The organism is Pseudomonas sp. GL-R-19, from assembly GCF_019956375.1.
GTDB lineage: Bacteria > Pseudomonadota > Gammaproteobacteria > Pseudomonadales > Pseudomonadaceae > Aquipseudomonas.
Genome location: NZ_JAHBDJ010000011.1, coordinates 191,520 through 208,251, shown reverse-complemented (window position 1 = coordinate 208,251; position 16,732 = coordinate 191,520). Strand labels below are relative to the sequence as shown.

The 16,732-nt window shown below is 60.7% G+C and carries 16 protein-coding genes; 6 read left to right on the top strand and 10 right to left on the bottom strand.

The features are described 5' to 3' along the window. The first annotated feature begins 108 nt into the window (after positions 1-108). On the top strand, positions 109-975 hold the full coding sequence (hexR, locus tag KGA83_RS07395) for a transcriptional regulator HexR (RefSeq protein ID WP_007954250.1): 867 nt from the start codon (positions 109-111) through the stop codon (positions 973-975). Positions 976-1,176: 201 nt separating this feature from the next. After that, positions 1,177-1,386, top strand: a complete 210-nt coding sequence (locus tag KGA83_RS07390; RefSeq protein WP_108218840.1) for a PA3496 family putative envelope integrity protein — start codon at positions 1,177-1,179, stop codon at positions 1,384-1,386. Here the strand turns inward: KGA83_RS07390 and KGA83_RS07385 are convergent. After that, on the bottom strand, positions 1,328-2,290 hold the full coding sequence (locus KGA83_RS07385) for a LysR family transcriptional regulator (RefSeq protein ID WP_108218841.1): 963 nt from the start codon (positions 2,288-2,290) through the stop codon (positions 1,328-1,330). The genes KGA83_RS07390 and KGA83_RS07385 overlap by 59 nt on opposite strands. Positions 2,291-2,479: 189 nt before the next feature. On the opposite strand from KGA83_RS07385, the gene KGA83_RS07380 reads away from it, so the two are divergent. Both KGA83_RS07380 and oadA read left to right on the top strand, forming a co-directional pair. Then, positions 2,480-3,895 carry an acetyl-CoA carboxylase biotin carboxylase subunit gene (locus KGA83_RS07380; protein ID WP_046038868.1) on the top strand — a complete coding sequence of 472 codons (1,416 nt, stop codon included), beginning with the start codon at positions 2,480-2,482 and terminating at the stop codon, positions 3,893-3,895. Positions 3,896-3,906: 11 nt separating this feature from the next. Continuing rightward, positions 3,907-5,715 (top strand): sodium-extruding oxaloacetate decarboxylase subunit alpha, encoded by a 1,809-nt coding sequence (gene oadA / locus KGA83_RS07375; protein ID WP_108218842.1) that lies wholly within the window; start codon positions 3,907-3,909, stop codon positions 5,713-5,715. A 110-nt stretch (positions 5,716-5,825) separates the two neighbouring features. On the opposite strand, the gene KGA83_RS07370 is transcribed toward oadA, so the two are convergent. After that, positions 5,826-6,662 (bottom strand): amino acid ABC transporter permease, encoded by an 837-nt coding sequence (locus KGA83_RS07370; RefSeq protein WP_223529294.1) that lies wholly within the window; start codon positions 6,660-6,662, stop codon positions 5,826-5,828. Beyond that, entirely contained in the window at positions 6,659-7,480 is an 822-nt protein-coding gene (locus tag KGA83_RS07365; RefSeq protein ID WP_108218844.1) for an ABC transporter substrate-binding protein, read from the bottom strand. Before KGA83_RS07365 ends, KGA83_RS07370 begins: the two co-directional genes overlap by 4 nt. Positions 7,481-7,592: 112 nt before the next feature. On the opposite strand from KGA83_RS07365, the gene KGA83_RS07360 reads away from it, so the two are divergent. Further along, positions 7,593-8,492: a homocysteine S-methyltransferase family protein gene (locus tag KGA83_RS07360; protein ID WP_108218845.1), complete on the top strand. Its 900-nt coding sequence runs from the start codon at positions 7,593-7,595 to the stop codon at positions 8,490-8,492. A 120-nt stretch (positions 8,493-8,612) separates the two neighbouring features. Here KGA83_RS07360 and KGA83_RS07355 read toward each other — a convergent pair whose 3' ends face one another. Genes KGA83_RS07355 through KGA83_RS07345 form a run of 3 tightly spaced genes read right to left on the bottom strand, consistent with a single transcriptional unit; the run spans position 8,613 to position 10,374 of the window. Then, positions 8,613-9,284, bottom strand: coding sequence for a GNAT family N-acetyltransferase (locus KGA83_RS07355; RefSeq protein ID WP_108218846.1), 672 nt, complete (start codon positions 9,282-9,284; stop codon positions 8,613-8,615). A gap of 9 nt (positions 9,285-9,293) precedes the next feature. Continuing rightward, positions 9,294-9,740, bottom strand: a complete 447-nt coding sequence (locus KGA83_RS07350) for a GNAT family N-acetyltransferase (protein WP_108218847.1) — start codon at positions 9,738-9,740, stop codon at positions 9,294-9,296. Positions 9,741-9,750: 10 nt separating this feature from the next. Beyond that, positions 9,751-10,374, bottom strand: coding sequence for an FMN-binding negative transcriptional regulator (locus tag KGA83_RS07345; protein ID WP_223529291.1), 624 nt, complete (start codon positions 10,372-10,374; stop codon positions 9,751-9,753). Between the two features lie 92 nt (positions 10,375-10,466). On the opposite strand from KGA83_RS07345, the gene KGA83_RS07340 reads away from it, so the two are divergent. Then, positions 10,467-12,020 carry a PLP-dependent aminotransferase family protein gene (locus KGA83_RS07340; protein WP_223529289.1) on the top strand — a complete coding sequence of 518 codons (1,554 nt, stop codon included), beginning with the start codon at positions 10,467-10,469 and terminating at the stop codon, positions 12,018-12,020. Positions 12,021-12,108: 88 nt separating this feature from the next. On the opposite strand, the gene KGA83_RS07335 is transcribed toward KGA83_RS07340, so the two are convergent. The 4 genes from KGA83_RS07335 to KGA83_RS07320 all read right to left on the bottom strand — a co-directional run bounded on the left by KGA83_RS07335 (position 12,109) and on the right by KGA83_RS07320 (position 16,605). Continuing rightward, a complete protein-coding gene (locus tag KGA83_RS07335; protein ID WP_223529287.1) occupies positions 12,109-13,209 on the bottom strand; it encodes a polyamine ABC transporter substrate-binding protein in 1,101 nt (366 codons plus the stop codon). A gap of 12 nt (positions 13,210-13,221) precedes the next feature. Beyond that, complete coding sequence (locus KGA83_RS07330) at positions 13,222-14,253, bottom strand: histone deacetylase family protein (protein ID WP_108218851.1); 1,032 nt, start codon at positions 14,251-14,253, stop codon at positions 13,222-13,224. A 234-nt stretch (positions 14,254-14,487) separates the two neighbouring features. Further along, positions 14,488-15,495 carry an AraC family transcriptional regulator gene (locus KGA83_RS07325; protein ID WP_223529285.1) on the bottom strand — a complete coding sequence of 336 codons (1,008 nt, stop codon included), beginning with the start codon at positions 15,493-15,495 and terminating at the stop codon, positions 14,488-14,490. Between the two features lie 105 nt (positions 15,496-15,600). Further along, positions 15,601-16,605, bottom strand: coding sequence for an asparaginase (locus KGA83_RS07320; RefSeq protein WP_223529283.1), 1,005 nt, complete (start codon positions 16,603-16,605; stop codon positions 15,601-15,603). Positions 16,606-16,732 lie beyond the last annotated feature (127 nt).

The following is a 16,732-nucleotide window of genomic DNA, read 5'->3' as shown; positions in this document are numbered from 1 at the left end:
AATCGAGGGATTCGGTAACGCATTGAGCAGGCAAAAAGCCGATTCATGTAGTATAACTACAAGCGTGCTACATCCCCGGCACCTGCCAATAACAAAGAGTCCAGCCCCTTGAATCTGCTGCAACACATCGCCCAGTCTCGCCACCTGTTACGCAAGTCGGAGCTCAAGGTCGCCGACCACGTGCTGCTTGATCCTGCGGCCGTGATGCACAGCTCCATGGCCGACCTGGCCCACAGCGTGGGCATCAGCGAGCCGACCATCGTGCGCTTCTGCCGCGCCATCGGTTGTTCCGGGTTTCAGGACCTGAAACTCAAGCTGGCCCAGAGCCTGGCGGCAGGTGCGAGTTTCGGCCAGTTTGCGATCCATGAGGATGATTCGGTCGCCGACTACAGCCTGAAAATTTTCGACACCACCCTGCATACGCTGATGGAGGTTCGCGAGAAACTCGATCCGCTGGAGTTGCAGCGGGCAGTGACACTGATGTCCCAGGCCCAGCGTGTCGAGTTCTACGGCTTCGGCGCCTCGGGTGCGGTCGCGGCGGACGCCCAGCACAAGTTCTTCCGCTTGCTGCTCACCGCTGCGGCGTATTCCGACCCGCACATGCAGGCGATGTCGGCCGTAACGCTCAAGCCAACCGACGTGGCGATCTGCATTTCCCAATCCGGGCGCTCCAAGGACCTGTTGATCACCGCCAACCTGGTGCGTGAAAGCGGTGCCTCGTTGATCACCTTGTGCCCGAGCCAGACACCGTTGGCCGAGCTGTCTACGGTCAATCTGGCTATCGATGTGCATGAAGACACCGAAATCTATACGCCGCTGACTTCGCGTATCGCCCACCTGGTGGTGATCGACGTGCTGGCGATGGGCGTAGCCATGGCCCGTGGCCCGAGCCTGGTCAACCACCTCAAGAGCGTCAAGCGCAGCCTGCGCAGCTTGCGGTTGTCGCCCAAGTCGGTGAAAGCGCTGGACGACTGACGTCGTCGTAAGGTCGTTCCGACCTTAATCGCGAGCAGGCTCGCTCCCACCTTTGACCGCGATCTCCTGTGGGAGCGAGCCTGCTCGCGATGGCGTCCTCGAATACGACGCAATTTTCATCAGTCTGTAACCCCCGAGCCGCCAAACCGTCATCCCCCGCGCCTATCTTGAAACTCCCGTACTCGCCTTGGGAGACTCGAAATGGCCATGCCCTACGAAGAACGCAACAGCGCTGTCAGAACCCGTCGCCAGCAAGAAGATCAGCGCCGCATGGAATTCCGTCGCGCCATCGAAGATCGCTGCGAACGCCGTCAGCTTCTGGCCGAAATCGGCGATTTTCCGGAGTTGGAACTCAATTTCTGGCAGGCATCTGCCTCGACTTCCCGTCGAAACGCTCAGCCAGTGCGCTGATTTGAATCCGCTCACTACGGATAAACGCCAGGAAGGCGTGAGCCACCGGTGACAGGCGTTTCGCCTTGGCCTGCACCAGGCACCAACTGCGAAACAGTGGCAGCTCTTCGACCGGTAGCTCGATCAGCCCGCCGGTTGCCAGTTCAAGGCTCAGGGCGTGGCGCGTCAACAGCGCAACGCCCAGGCCTGCCAGTACACATTCGCGCTGAGCTTCGGCAGACGAGACTTCCTGAGTCTGGTTGAAGTGCACGCGCTTCTCTTTGAAGTATTCTTCGCACGCAAGCCGCGTCCCGGAGCCTGGCTCACGCAGCAGCAGTGTGTAGGGCTCGAGATCCTGCAAGCGCAGCGGCCCCATATGACACAGCGGGTGATCCGGTGGCGCCACGGCGACGATCGGGTTGTTCAGGAACGGCAGGAATTCCAGGCCCATGTCCTGCGGCACCATGGACATGATCACCAGGTCGTCGCGGTTGTCCGACAGGCGCCGGATCACCTGGCCGCGATTGACCACCGTCAGTTGCAGGTTCACTTCCGGGTGCTGGCGTTTGAATGCGGCAAACAAGTGCGGCACGAAATATTTGGCGCTGGACTCAATCGCCAGCTTCAATTGCCCCTGCAACGAGCCCTGCATGTCCGACAGCTGCATGTCGAGGTTTTCCAGGCGTCCGAAAATATCCCGGCTGGCCCGCTGTAACGCTTCAGCTGCCTCGGTCATGTAGAGTTTTTTGCCGACGTAATCGAACAAAGGCTGGCCAATCAGCTCTTCAAGTTGACGAATCTGCAGGCTGACGGCAGGTTGTGTGAGCGACATTTCGTCGGCTGCGCGGCTGTAGGAGCGCAAATCACAGACCTCGTTGAAGATCTGCAATTGCCGCAAAGTCATACGCATCAATGACTTACGCATTTTATCGTTGCTCTCGTCGCTGGCTGGTGCATCAACTATAAGTCTTTACTTATGCACGACCCAATTTTTATTCATTTTTGTTAATCCCTTGTGGGCGCTAGTGTGGACCTGCGACCAAATTGAAACATTTGGTCACTCGTCGGCCTGATCTAGCAGGTCGTGGGTACACCGGCTCAAGGGAACCTCCAAGTGATAACAAAGATCCTGATCGCCAACCGTGGTGAGATTGCCGTACGAATCGTACGTGCCTGCGCCGAGATGGGCATTCGTTCGGTCGCGATCTATTCCGACGCCGACCGCCATGCCTTGCATGTGAAGCGTGCGGACGAGGCCCATAGCATTGGTGCCGAGCCACTGGCCGGTTACCTGAACCCGCGCAAGCTGGTGAACCTGGCTGTAGAAACCGGTTGCGATGCACTGCACCCCGGCTATGGCTTCCTTTCGGAAAACGCCGAGCTGGCGGAAATCTGCGCCGAACGCGGGATCAAATTCATCGGCCCATCGGCTGAAGTCATTCGCCGCATGGGCGACAAGACCGAAGCTCGCCGCAGCATGATCAAGGCCGGCGTACCGGTGACCCCGGGCACTGAAGGCAACGTGTCGGGCATCGAAGAAGCCCTGACCGAAGGCGATCGCATCGGTTACCCGGTGATGCTCAAGGCCACGTCCGGTGGTGGCGGTCGCGGCATTCGTCGCTGCAACAGCCGCGAAGAACTCGAACAGGCTTTCCCACGGGTCATTTCCGAAGCCACCAAGGCGTTTGGTTCGGCGGAAGTGTTCCTGGAAAAATGCATCGTCAATCCGAAACACATCGAAGCGCAGATTCTTGGCGACAGCTTCGGCAACGTGGTGCACCTGTTCGAGCGTGACTGCTCGATCCAGCGCCGCAACCAGAAGCTGATCGAGATCGCCCCGAGCCCGCAACTGACCCCGGAACAGCGCGCCTACATCGGCGACCTGTCGGTGCGCGCAGCCAAGGCCGTGGGATACGAGAACGCCGGCACCGTGGAGTTCCTGCTCGCCGAGGGCGAGGTGTACTTCATGGAGATGAACACCCGGGTGCAGGTGGAACACACCATCACCGAAGAAATCACCGGTATCGACATTGTCCGTGAGCAGATTCGCATTGCCTCCGGCCTGCCGCTTTCGGTGAAACAGGAAGACATCCAGCACCGCGGTTTCGCCCTGCAATTCCGGATCAACGCCGAAGATCCGAAGAACAACTTCCTGCCGAGCTTCGGCAAGATCACCCGTTACTATGCTCCCGGCGGCCCTGGCGTGCGCACCGACACGGCGATCTACACCGGCTACACCATCCCGCCGTACTACGACTCGATGTGCCTGAAACTGGTGGTGTGGGCGCTGACCTGGGAAGAGGCGATGGACCGCGGCTTGCGCGCCCTGGACGACATGCGTCTGCAAGGGGTCAAGACCACCGCCGCGTACTACCAGGAAATCCTGCGTAACCCGGAATTCCGTAGCGGCCAGTTCAACACCAGCTTCGTTGAAAGCCACCCTGAACTGACCAACTACTCGATCAAGCGCAAACCCGAAGAGCTGGCCCTGGCCATCGCCGCCGCCATCGCCGCCCACGCAGGCCTGTGAGGAATAGAACAATGAGCAAGAAGATTCATGTAACCGACACCATCCTGCGCGACGCTCACCAATCGCTGCTGGCGACCCGCATGCGCACCGAAGACATGCTGCCGATCTGCGACAAGCTCGACAAAGTCGGCTACTGGTCGCTGGAATGCTGGGGTGGCGCGACGTTCGACGCCTGCGTACGTTTCCTGAAAGAAGACCCGTGGGAGCGTCTGCGCCAACTGCGCGCCGCGCTGCCTAACACTCGCCTGCAAATGCTGCTGCGCGGCCAGAACCTGCTGGGCTACCGCCACTACAGCGACGACGTGGTCAAGGCCTTCGTCGCCAAGGCCGCGGTCAACGGCATCGACGTGTTCCGCATCTTCGACGCCATGAACGATGTGCGTAACCTGCGCGTGGCCATCGAAGCGGTGAAAGCCGCCGGCAAACACGCCCAGGGCACCATCGCCTACACCACCAGCCCGGTGCACACCATCGAGGCCTTCGTGAACCAGGCCAAGCAAATGGAAGCCATGGGTTGCGACTCGGTGGCGATCAAGGACATGGCCGGCCTGCTGACCCCGTACGCCACCGGCGAACTGGTCCGGGCATTGAAAGCCGAGCAGTCGCTGCCAGTGTTCATTCACTCCCACGACACCGCTGGCCTGGCTGCGATGTGCCAGCTCAAGGCGATCGAAAACGGCGCCGACCACATCGACACCGCAATCTCCAGCTTCGCCTGGGGCACCAGCCACCCGGGCACCGAGTCGATGGTCGCAGCCCTTAAAGGCAGTGAGTTCGACACCGGCCTGAATCTGGAACTGCTGCAAGAAATCGGCCTGTACTTCTACGCCGTACGCAAGAAGTACCACCAGTTCGAAAGCGAATTCACCGCCGTCGACACCCGTGTTCAAGTCAACCAGGTACCGGGCGGGATGATTTCCAACCTGGCCAACCAGTTGAAAGAGCAGGGCGCACTCAATCGCATGAGTGAAGTGCTGGCCGAAATCCCGCGGGTTCGTGAAGACCTCGGCTTCCCGCCGCTGGTGACCCCGACTTCGCAGATCGTCGGCACCCAGGCGTTCTTCAACGTACTGGCCGGCGAGCGCTACAAGACCATCACCAACGAAGTGAAGCTGTACCTGCAAGGCGGCTACGGCAAGGCGCCGGGTACCGTGAACGAACAACTGCGTCGCCAGGCCATCGGCAGCGAAGAAGTGATCGACGTTCGCCCGGCCGATCTGCTCAAGCCGGAAATGGCCAAACTGCGTGCCGACATCGGCGCACTGGCCAAGTCTGAAGAAGACGTGCTGACCTTCGCCATGTTCCCGGACATCGGTCGCAAGTTCCTCGAAGAGCGTGCTGCGGGCACCCTGACACCGGAAGTGTTGCTGCCGATTCCTGAAGCCGGTGGCGTCGCCTCTGTTGGTGGGGAAGGCGTGCCAACCGAGTTCGTCATCGACGTTCACGGCGAAACCTACCGCGTCGACATCACCGGTGTTGGCGTCAAGTCTGAAGGCAAGCGTCACTTCTACCTGTCCATCGACGGCATGCCGGAAGAAGTGGTGTTCGAGCCGCTCAACGAATTCGTCGGTGGTGGTGGCAGCAAGCGCAAGCAAGCCTCTGCTCCGGGCCACGTCAGCACCACCATGCCGGGCAACATCGTCGACGTGCTGGTCAAGGAGGGCGACACCGTCAAGGCAGGCCAGGCCGTGTTGATCACCGAAGCGATGAAGATGGAAACCGAAGTCCAGGCGGCCATCGCCGGTAAAGTCACCGCCATTCATGTGGCCAAGGGCGACCGGGTGAACCCGGGCGAGATCCTGATCGAGATCGAAGGCTGAGTTAACAGCCGCGATAACAACGCTTTAAACCTCGGGGGGGCATGTGCTCCCCTTTTTTTTCGCGTTGTTAGCCGAGTCGTTTTTATGGCGTCACCACGCATCAAGTGAACTCATCGGTTATGCAAATACGCCTTCCCGTAGTGACGCTCCATCCTTGCCTGAACCAGCTCCAATCCAATCGACATCACCCAATAAATCACCGCTGCGGTCGTCAGCATCTCGATGTAGCGATAGCTCGAGCGCCCATACGATTGCGCCAGAAACATCACCTCCCAAACCCCCATCACCGAGATCAGCGACGAGTCTTTGAGCATCGAGATGAATTGGTTGGTGGTTGGCGGGATGATGGTGCGCATGGCCTGGGGCAAGGTGACTCGCCAGAAGATCACGGTTTCGCGCATGCCCAGGGCCAGGGATGCTTCGCGCTGGCCGTGGGGGACGCCGAGGATGCCGGCGCGGAAGATTTCGCTCAGGTACGCGCCGTAGTTCAGCGACAGGGCGATGATGCCGGCGGCGATGGCGCCCGGGACGATGCCGAGTTGTGGCAGGCCGAGGTAGATCAGCAGGATCTGGATCAGTAGCGGTGTGCCACGAAAGAACGAGGCATAGAAGCTCGCGATTCCGAAGGCCACGGCGCTTTTCGACAGCCGCGCCAGGGCGGTGATGAAGCCCAGCAGCGAGGAGGTCACGATCGAGCACAGGCACAAGAACAACGTCAGCGCCGCTCCCTGCAAAAAGCCGTTGGGTGCCAGGTGCAGACCGATCAGGTTCGGCAGTTTGTCGAGGATGATCGAGAACTTCAGGTCGAAGCTCAGGAAGAAGCTGGCGAATAACCCGAACATCGCTGCCCAGGTCAGGAACAGCCGCGTGCGGAAACCGAAGATCCGTTGCAACAGCGACTCAGCCACCGGTTGTGGCGGCTGAGGAGGTTTGGGGAAAGAAGTCATTTGCTGATGTCGGCGCCGATCCATTTCTGCGAAAGCTTGCTCAGAGTGCCGTCCTGTTTCAGCTGAGCGAAGACGTCACGCACTTTGGCGTCCCACTGGGCGTCGCCTTTTTCAATGGCCACCGAGTTCGGCTCCGAGTACAGCGGCTCGCCGGCGAGCTTGAAGCGCTTGTCTTCGGTCAGGCGCGGTTGGGCGGTGACAAGGTTGGTGAGGATCGCGTCCAGTCGCACGCCAGCGCCCAGGCCGAGGTCCTGGAACGCCACGTTGTCAGTGTCATACGGGGCGATCTGCACGTCCTCGAACGGGTACTGCAATTGGGTGTCTTCGGCGCCTTCGATCACCAGGTTTTTGTTCAGGTAGCTTTCATAGCTGGAGGCGCTGGTGAGGCCGACTTTCTTGCCGCTCAGGTCCTTGGCGCTGTGGATGCTGTCGTCCTTGGCGTTGACCACGATCACCGCTGGCGAGGCGTAGTACTCGACCGGGAAGTCGAAGACCTCGGCGCGGGCCTTGCTCGGGGTCATGGAGCAGATGCAGATGTCGTAGCGCCCACTCCAGCGGCCGGCAGCGATCACGTCCCAGGACGGGGTTTCGAGGCGCAGTTTGACGCCCAGTTTGTCTGCCACGGCCTTGGCCACGTCGACGTCGAAGCCATCGAGCTGGTTCTGATCATTGAGGAACGAGAAGGGTGGATAGCTTTCCATCAACACGCCCACCAGTTCTTTTTTTTGCTCGACGCGATCCAGCGTGGCGCCGCCAAAGGCTTGGGTGGAGGCAGCCAGAATCGTCAGGCCCAGGGCCAGGAGTGGTTGGAATTTCACAGTCGATTCCTGATAAAAAAGAGGTTGTCATTAACCGGATGGTGCGTATTAAATAGTTATAAGAACGACTCCGATAGTGAGTTATTTTCATAAGCTTATGAGTGAAAGGCATATGGGCGCAGCAAGCACAGTGATTCTGGATGGCGGCATGGGTCGTGAGTTACAGCGCCGAGGCGCGCCGTTCCGGCAGCCTGAGTGGTCGGCGCTGGCCTTGAGCGAAGCGCCGCAAGCGGTAGAGGCGGTGCACTCGGCTTATATCGAAAGCGGTGCGAACGTGATCACCAGCAACAGTTACGCGGTGGTGCCGTTTCACATTGGCGAAGAGCGTTTTGCAGCAGAAGGGCAGGCGCTCGCGGCGTTGGCCGGTGAGCTGGCTCGGCGCGCGGTAGAGGCTTCGGGCAAAGCGGTGCGTGTGGCCGGTTCATTGCCGCCGCTGTTTGGGTCCTATCGCCCGGACCTTTTTGATGCTGGTCGGGCGACTGAATTGTTGGCGCCGCTGGTGAAGGGGCTGGCACCTCATGTCGATCTGTGGCTGGCAGAAACCCAGAGTTCGATCGTTGAAGCGCGAGCGATCCACGCCGGTCTGCCAACGGACGGCAAGCCGTTCTGGCTGTCGTTTACCCTGAAGGATGAGGACACGGACGAAGTGCCGCGCTTGCGTTCGGGCGAGCCGGTGGCTGAAGCCGCCGCCGTGGCGGCTGAGTTGGGCGTCGAAACGTTGCTGTTCAACTGCAGCCAGCCGGAAGTAATCGGTGCTGCGATTGATGCCGCGCGGGAAACCTTCGAGCGTTTAGGGGTGAAGATTCACATCGGCGCTTATGCCAATGCCTTCCCGCCGCAACCGAAAGAGGCCACGGCCAATGACGGTCTGGACCCGTTGCGTGAAGACCTTGATCCGCCGGGTTACTTGCAGTGGGCGGCGGATTGGAAAGAACGCGGCGCCAGTCATTTGGGCGGTTGCTGCGGGATCGGGCCGGAGCATATTGCGGTGCTTGCCCAGAAACTCGCCTAAAAGCATCGCGGGGCAAGCCATGCTCCTACAGGTTTGGTGGCGTCCACAGATCGTGTGTCCGGCCCATATCCCGTAGGAGCAAAGCTTGCTCGCGATAGCGTCCGTCCAGGCGCTACCGAATCAGGTGCGGCACTCCGCCAACGTTTTCACCTGCCCCGAATCCGTCTGGTTCTCATCGGATAGCCACCGCTCAAACCCCGCCCCGATCGCTGGCCATTCCGAGTCCAGAATCGAATACCACGCCGTATCCCGGTTCTGCCCCTTGACCACCATGTGCTGGCGGAACACACCCTCAAAACTGAAGCCCAGTCGTTCGGCTGCGTATTTGGAGCGGGCGTTGGCGTTATTGCACTTCCACTCCAGGCGACGGTAACCCAGGGCAAAGGATTCCTTGGCCAGCAGGTAAACCGCCTCGGTGCTTTTCGGCGAGCGCTGCATCGGCGCGCCGAAGGTGACGTGGCCGATTTCGATGCGGCCCTGGGCCGGGACGATGGACATCAGGCTGAGGATGCCCTGGACCTCGCCGCTGGCGCGGTCGATCACACTGAAGAAATACGGGTCGCTGTTGGCCGCATGGTTGTTCAGCCAGTCGTTGAAGACGCTGCGCTCCGGGAAGGGGCCGTAAGGCAGGTAGTCCCACAGCTTCGGGTCGGCGCCGGGGCCTTGCAGGACTTTGTACAGGCCGTCGCCGTGGCGCGCCGGGTCGAGTTTTTCCAGGCGGATGTAACGCCCTTCGATCAGTTGAGCGGTGGGTGCCGGGACGCCTTTCCAGTCGGCGAGTGAAATCGACATGCTGTTCTCCTAGATGGCTTTGCGAAACTGGATGAAACCGGGGCGTTCGGCGATGCGCTCGTAGAGCTGGATCGCGGTGGCGTTGGTTTCGTGGGTCAGCCAGTGGACCTTGTTGCAGCCGTCGGCCTTGGCCGTGGTGTAGACGAATTCGATCAGTTGCCGGCCGACGCCGGTGCCGCGGGTTTCCGGGGCCACCAGCAAGTCTTGCAGGTAGCAGGCGTTTTCGATGGCCCAGTTCGAACGATGGTAGATGAAATGCACCATGCCCACCGCTTTGCCATCAGCCCAGGCGAGGGCGGCGTGGGTTGGCTCGTTCGTATCGAGCATGCGCTGCCAGGTGCTTTGAGTGACGGCCTCCGGCAATTCGGTGTTGTAGAAGCGCAAGTAGGCTTGCCACAGCGGCAACCAGGCCGCGTAATCACCGGCGGTGACCTGGCGAATGTCGATCTGACTCATGGTGATTTCCTTAGCGCATCAATTGGGCGAGGGTTTGGTCGTTGACGTCGGGGCTGGCGGCCAGGCCTTCGCGCACGCCGGCGATGTCGGCGGGGCTGCGGTTCTGGCTGAGCTTGCGCTTGCCTTCCAGGCGGTCGATGGGAATGGCGAAACCGACGATGGCCTTGAGCATGCCGTCGATGTAATCGGCGGGGGCATCGGCCACTGACCACGGTTGGGCGCGGCCAGCTTCATGACGATCGGTGAGGGTGCTGACGATGTCGAGCAGCCGCCCTCCATCGCTGAAGGTTTCGGCTCGGCCATAGGCGTGTACGGCGACGTAGTTCCAGGTTGGCACGACTTTGCCGTGTTCGGCCTTGCTCGGGTAGAAGCCAGGGCTGACGTAGGCGTCGGCACCGGCAAAAATCAGCAGGGCTTCGGCGCCGTCGCGCAGGTCTTTCCACTGTGGATTGGCTTTGGCCAGATGCCCGTACAACGTACCGTTCGAACCTTGTTCGCAATGCAGCAGCAGCGGTACATGGCTGGCTTGCAGGCCGCTTTCACCGTGGGTCACCAATATGGCGAGACGGGTGGCGAGGATCAGTTCATGCAGTTGGGACAACTCGTCGATGGCAAAAGCACGTGGCGTGTACATGGAGATATTTTCCTTGGCGAATGTCTGCATCCTAGGCAGGCTATTGGTCTGTTGTAAGAGCCATTAATGACCAATTTCATAGGTCCATTGTGATGACTAGCGAACCACTGTCCTTGACCTTCAACCCGGCAGGTATCGAGCTTGATCGTCGCCAGGGGCTGAGTCGGCAGCTCTATCAGGCATTACGGATGCGGGTGCTCGACGGGCGACTGGCCAGCGGCACGCGTCTGCCGGCCAGTCGGGATCTGGCTGCCGCGCTGGCGATTTCCCGCAACAGCGTCGTGCGCGCCTACGATCAGCTTTACGCTGAAGGGTTTATTGAGGGGCGGGTAGGCGACGGGACTTACGTCGCGCAATTACCCCAGGCAACCTTGCCGGCAAAAAAACTATCCACAAAAGTATCCACAGGGTTTTCAACAGGCTTACCCACAGCTTTATCCACAAGTTGGTTTGATTTACCTGTGGATTCATCCAGCAAAGTTACCCACAGGGACGCCTTGTCCCGCGTTGAAAAGAACCATTTACCCATGCCGCCCAGTGGTCCGCCCAGGGCTTTTCGGGTCGGTGTTCCGGCGTTCGATCTGTTTCCGTTCGAGGTCTGGGCCAAGCTGAATGCGGCTTTCTGGCGCAAACCGGATTTGCAGCAACTGTGCTACGGCGACCCGGCAGGCGATGCGCGCTTGCGGGGGATGATCGCGGCGTATCTACGCAGCTCGCGGGGCATGCAGTGCACGGCTGAACAAATTGTGATCACCAGTGGCGCACAGCAGGGAATCAGCCTTTGTGCACAGCTGCTGGTGGAGCCCGGTGACGGGGTGGCGATTGAAAATCCGGGATATCGGGCGGCCGGTCATGCATTCGCCGTTGCAGGTGCCCGGCTGCATGGGGTGGCGGTGGATAGTGAGGGTATCGACTGCGGTGAATTGGCACAGCTGGGCGATTGCCGTCTGACCTACGTCACCCCGTCCCATCAGTACCCCACCGGGGTGGTGATGAGCCTGGCTCGTCGTCTGGAGTTGCTGGCCTGGGCCGAACGCACGCAGGGCTGGATCGTCGAGGATGATTACGACGGCGAGTACCGCTACAGCGGTGCGCCACTGGCACCTTTGGCAGCACTGGATCGGCATGGCCGGGTGCTCTACGTCGGCACGTTCGGCAAAGTGGCGTTTCCGGCGTTGCGCCTGGGTTACCTGGTGTTGCCGACGGGGCTGGTACAGGCATTTGCCCAGCGTCGGGCGGTGGACGTACGGCATTCCGAGGTCAGTACCCAGGCCGTAATGGCCGAGTTCATGGCGGCCGGGCATTTCCAGCGGCATATCCGCCGCATGCGGCGTGCGGCGCTGAGCCGGCGTAATGCGTTGCTCAGCGGCTGGCCGGGGGGCATTCCCGGTGTCGGCCAGTTGCCCACGGTCGCCGCCGGGTTGCACATGACAGTGCCGGTCGACAGCATTGAGCGAGAACAGGCATTGATTGAATTGGCACGTAGCGTCGATGTCGAGATCAATGGCTTGAGTGGCTATTGGCTGCCCGAGTCCACGATCCCGATGGATCAGCGTGCCGGGTTGGTTCTGGGGTTTGCAGCAGTGCCGGAAAAGGCTATCGAAGCTGCGTTGGAGCGGCTACGGACGGTCTGGCGTTGTCTTTGAAACGAGCGCGTCGGGTCGCTGATGTGCCGCAGGCAAAAACAGACCTGCGCGAGCGCAGGTCCTGGTGACGGCGGGAGCGAAGCGGGTATCAGGTGCCGGACTTGATCTTGGTCCAGGCCCGGGTCCGCGCACGTTCGGCATCGCGGGGCAGCGGTTGCAGGGTGTAGAGCGTGCTCATCGCCGTGTCGGTCGGGTACAGGTTCGGGTTATTGCGGATCGCCGGGTCGACCATTTCCGTGGCGTCCTTGTTCGGGTTCGGGTAGCCGACGAAGTCACTGACCGGCGCGATCACCTGGGGTTGCAGCAGGTAGTTGACGAAGGTGTAAGCGTCGTCGGGGTTTTTCGCACCCTTCGGAATCGCCAGCATGTCGAACCAGATCGGCGCGCCTTCCTTCGGCAAACGCATGTCGACGACCACCCCGTTCCTGGCTTCTTTGGCGCGGTTGGCGGCTTGCGAGAAGCTGCCGGAATATCCGACCGCAACGCAGATGTCACCGTTGGCGATATCGGCCATGTACTTGGACGAGTGGAAGTAGGTGATGTACGGGCGGATCTTCATCAGCAGCGCTTCAGCCTTGTCATAGTCCGCAGGCTTCTTGCTGTTGGGGTCCAGACCGAGGTGTTGCAGGGCCAGCGGCAGGATCTCCGACGGCGAGTCGAGCAGGGCGACACCGCACTGCTTGAGCTTGCTGATGTTCTCTTCCTTGAAGATCAGGTCCCAGCTGTCCACCGGTGCATTGTCGCCGAGCACGGCCTTGATCTTGTCCGGGTTGAAGCCGATCAGGATGGTGCCGTACATGTACGGCACGGCGAACTTGTTGCCCGGGTCGTTGGCCCCGATCAGCTTCATCAGCTTGGGATCGAGGTGGTTCCAGTTCGGCAACTTGCTGCGATCCAGCGGCTGGAACACGCCGGCTTCGATCTGCTTGGCGAGGAACACGTTGGACGGCACCACCACGTCATAGCCTGAGTTGCCGGTCAGCAGCTTGGCCTCCAGCGCTTCGTTGGTGTCGAAGATGTCGTAGACCAGTTTGGTCTGGGTGTTCTGCGCCTTGAAGTCTTCCAGGGCCTTGGGCGTGATGTAGTCGAACCAGTTGTAGACGCGCAATGTTCGCTCTTCGGCGTGGGCGGCAACGCTGAGTACCGAGGCACACAGCGTCGGCACGATAAAACGCTTAAGACTTTTCATTCTTCTACTTCCTCAACAAGCGCTTTCAAAACCTTCGAGAACGTTCACGGCGTTGATGCCGATTTCTTCGACGGCATAACCACCTTCCATCACGAACAGCGTCGGTACGCCGAGGTTGGCGATGCGCTTGCCCATGGCCAGGTAATCCGGGCTGTCGAGCTTGAATTGCGAGATCGGATCGTCCTTGAAGGTATCGACGCCCAGGGATACGACGACGATGTCGGCGCCGTAGCTTTCGATCTCCTTGCAGGCCTGTTCCAGCGCAGCGCTCCAGGTGTCCCAGCCTGAACCGGCGGGCAACGGGTAGTTGAAGTTGAAACCTTCACCGGCGCCTTCGCCCAGTTCATCGTCATAACCGAGGAAGAACGGAAATTCGGCTTCCGGATGACCGTGAATCGATGTGAACAGCACGTCGCTGCGCTTGTAGAAAATCGACTGGGTGCCGTTGCCATGGTGGTAATCGACGTCGAGGATCGCGACCTTCTTGTGGCCCTGATCGAGGAAGGCCTGGGCGGCGATGGCGGCGTTGTTGAGGTAGCAATAACCACCCATCAAGTCGCCGGCGGCGTGGTGGCCCGGCGGACGGCACAGGGCGAAAGCAGAGCGGGCGCCGCGCTGGATTTCCGCTTGGGCGGTGAGCGCGACTTGCGCTGCGCTGTACGCCGCTTGCCAGGTGCCGGCGGTGATCGGGGCGCCGCCGTCGAAGCTGTAATAGCCGAGCTGGCCGTGCAGGCTGGTCGGTTTGACCTGGCGTAACGTGCGGGCCGGCCAGGTGTAGGGCAGCAGGTCACCGTCAGTGTTGAATTCGGTCCAGCGTGCCCAGGCGCCCTTGAAGAAATCCAGATAGTCGCGGCTGTGGATGCGCGCGATGGGCTCCAGGCCGAAATCCGTCGGTGCCTGGACGGGGCCCAGGTTCTGGTTTTTCACCCGTTGCAGCACGTGGTCGGCACGGGAAGGCATTTCGAAGCAGGGCTTGAGTTGGCCATCGATCAATTCACAACGGCCGTGGTGCAGGTGGTGATCATCCGAGTAGATCGTCAGCATTTCTTGTTCTCCGCAGGCTGATTCGGTTGAACACAGTCTTGCGGTGCAGGCGGTTTAGGAGAACGGCAGGAAAGGCCAAAAGGGGATTAATGTGGCCAAAACATTTGACCGAAATTCGCCCCTGTTCAGTGTATGGGATACACACCCTGTAGGAGCTGGCTTGCCAGTGAAGGCGGTATTTCAGCCGATAGAGATGCGTCGGATGTGCTGGCCTCTTCGCTGGCAAGCCAGCTCCTACAAAGGCCTGTGTTGTGGCCGGAACTGACTCGGCGCCACACCGCTCCAGCGCACAAACGCATGCCGAAAACTCGCAGTTTCGCTGAAGCCCAGGGCCTCGGCGATCTGATAGATCGGCAACTGATCCTCGCACAGCATTTGCTTGGCCTGCTCGAAGCGCAGTTCGTCGAGCAGTTCCTGATAGCTGCAACCCATGTCCTTGAGATGCCGGCGCAAGGTCCGCGCCGAACAGTTCATTTGCTCGGCCAGCCCCTCCAACCCCGGCGCCGCATTCAATTGCGCGCTGAGCAATTGGCGGATGCGTCCCAGCCAGGCCTGGCGTCCGGTGAACTCGATGTTCTGTTTGCGGCAGCGTTCGGCCATGGCCTGGTGGGTGATGATATCGGCCAGCGGCAGTGGCTGGTCGAGCCAGCGTTTGTCGAAGGCAAAAGCATTGTTGCGGGCGCCGAAGTGCACCGGGCAATTGAAGTGTTCGGCGTAGGTCGCTTCGTAGTCGGGGGCGGCGTGTTCAAAGCGGGCGCCGAGCAAGGGCAGGGGATGGCCGAGCAGGTCGTCGCAGGTGACTTTCAGCGACACCAGGCAGAATTCGGCGTTGAACACCGCCATGGCCGGGCTCTCGCGGTAATCGGCGGCGGCGAACCAGATGCGCTCGCCATCGTCTTCAAGGCTCAACTCGAAAAGTGTTCCCAGCAGCGCCGGATAGCGCATCGCCAGACGCAAAGCGTCACCGAAGGTGGCACTGGTGAGCAGGGCGTAACCGAGCATGCCGTAGCAGGAAACGTGCATCCGCCGGCCCAGTTCCAGGCCGATGTCACGTTTGAGGGCAACGGCGTTGGCACAGACCTGCATTTCCTGATTGGTGGTGATGCACGTGTCGGCACGGTTCAGATCCGCCGCACTTATGCCGCTGCCGGCCAGCAGCGCTTCGCTGGACAAGCCTTGTGCCTTGAAGGCATCGAGTACCAGGGAGACTGCGTTGAGCGTGGTGAGGTGGGAGTGGAGCATGAGGACTTCCAGCCTTGGGATGGCTGGAACGCAGCAAGTTGTATGCCGGGTGAGGATCTTAATGTGGGAGCGAGCAAGCCCGCTCCCACAGGGTTATGTGTTGATTCAGCTCAGCTCGCCGCACAAGTCGAGTTCGACAAGTCGACGAACTTCTTCTGTCTCAAGCCCCGCCCCCAACAACCCATGCAACTTGCCGAACGCCGCTTCACGGGTCATGCCGCCACCGGACAACACGCCCACACCGCGCAAGCGACTGCCGGCTTCATAGACGTCCAGTACAACACCGCCTTCATGGCACTGCGTCACCGCGACCACGACCACGCCGTTGTCCCGCGCGCGCCCAAGGCTGGCGAGAAACCCGGGGTTGTCGCTCGGGCCGGTGCCGCTGCCGTAGCACTCCAGCACCAGGCCTTGAATGCCACTGTCGAGCAAACCATCCAGCACCTCGGCGCTGATGCCGGGGAACAGCGGCAGTACCGCGACGTTCGCCAATTGTTTGGGCTGGTTGTAATTCAGCTGTGTTGGTAAAGAAGGCACCTTCACGCCACCGCCCTGACGCTCCAGGCGCTTGAACGGATGCCGGCCAAAACTGCGTACCTTCGCGCAACGGGTTGGGTCAAGCAGTTCGCCATGGAAATACAGATGCACGCCCGGCGCGATGCCCTGGCCCAGTGCAACCAGCGCGCCGCCGAGGTTTTCCCAGGCGTCGCTGTCGGTGACGCCGGCCGGCAGCATCGAGCCGGTGAAGCACACGCGGGCATGCAGGCCGAGCAACTGGAAACTCATGGCGGCGGCGCTGTAGGCCAGAGTGTCGGTGCCATGCAGGATCAGCACGCTGTCGCAGCCCTGAACATCCACCGCGTCGACCACCGCTTCGCGCAGTTGTTGCCAATACGCCGGGGTCATGTTGGCGCTGTCGATCAGCGGCGACATTTCGCGAAAGCGCCATTGCGGCACCACCAGCTCAGGCTGGCTGTGCAGATACTCACGCATCCGCGCTTCGAAACCGGACGCCGGGGCCAGGCCGTGGGCGCTGGCCTGCATGCCGATGGTGCCGCCGGTATAGAGCACCATCACGTGCTGGGCGGCAGGGTAGGTCGAGGAATTCATGGGAATCTCCGAAATCGATGACTTCCTTGTGGGAGCGAGCCTGCTCGCGATAGCGGTGTGTCAGTCGACATCAATATTGAATGTCAGTCCGCATTCGCGAGCAGGCTCGCTCCCACATGGGATTTCC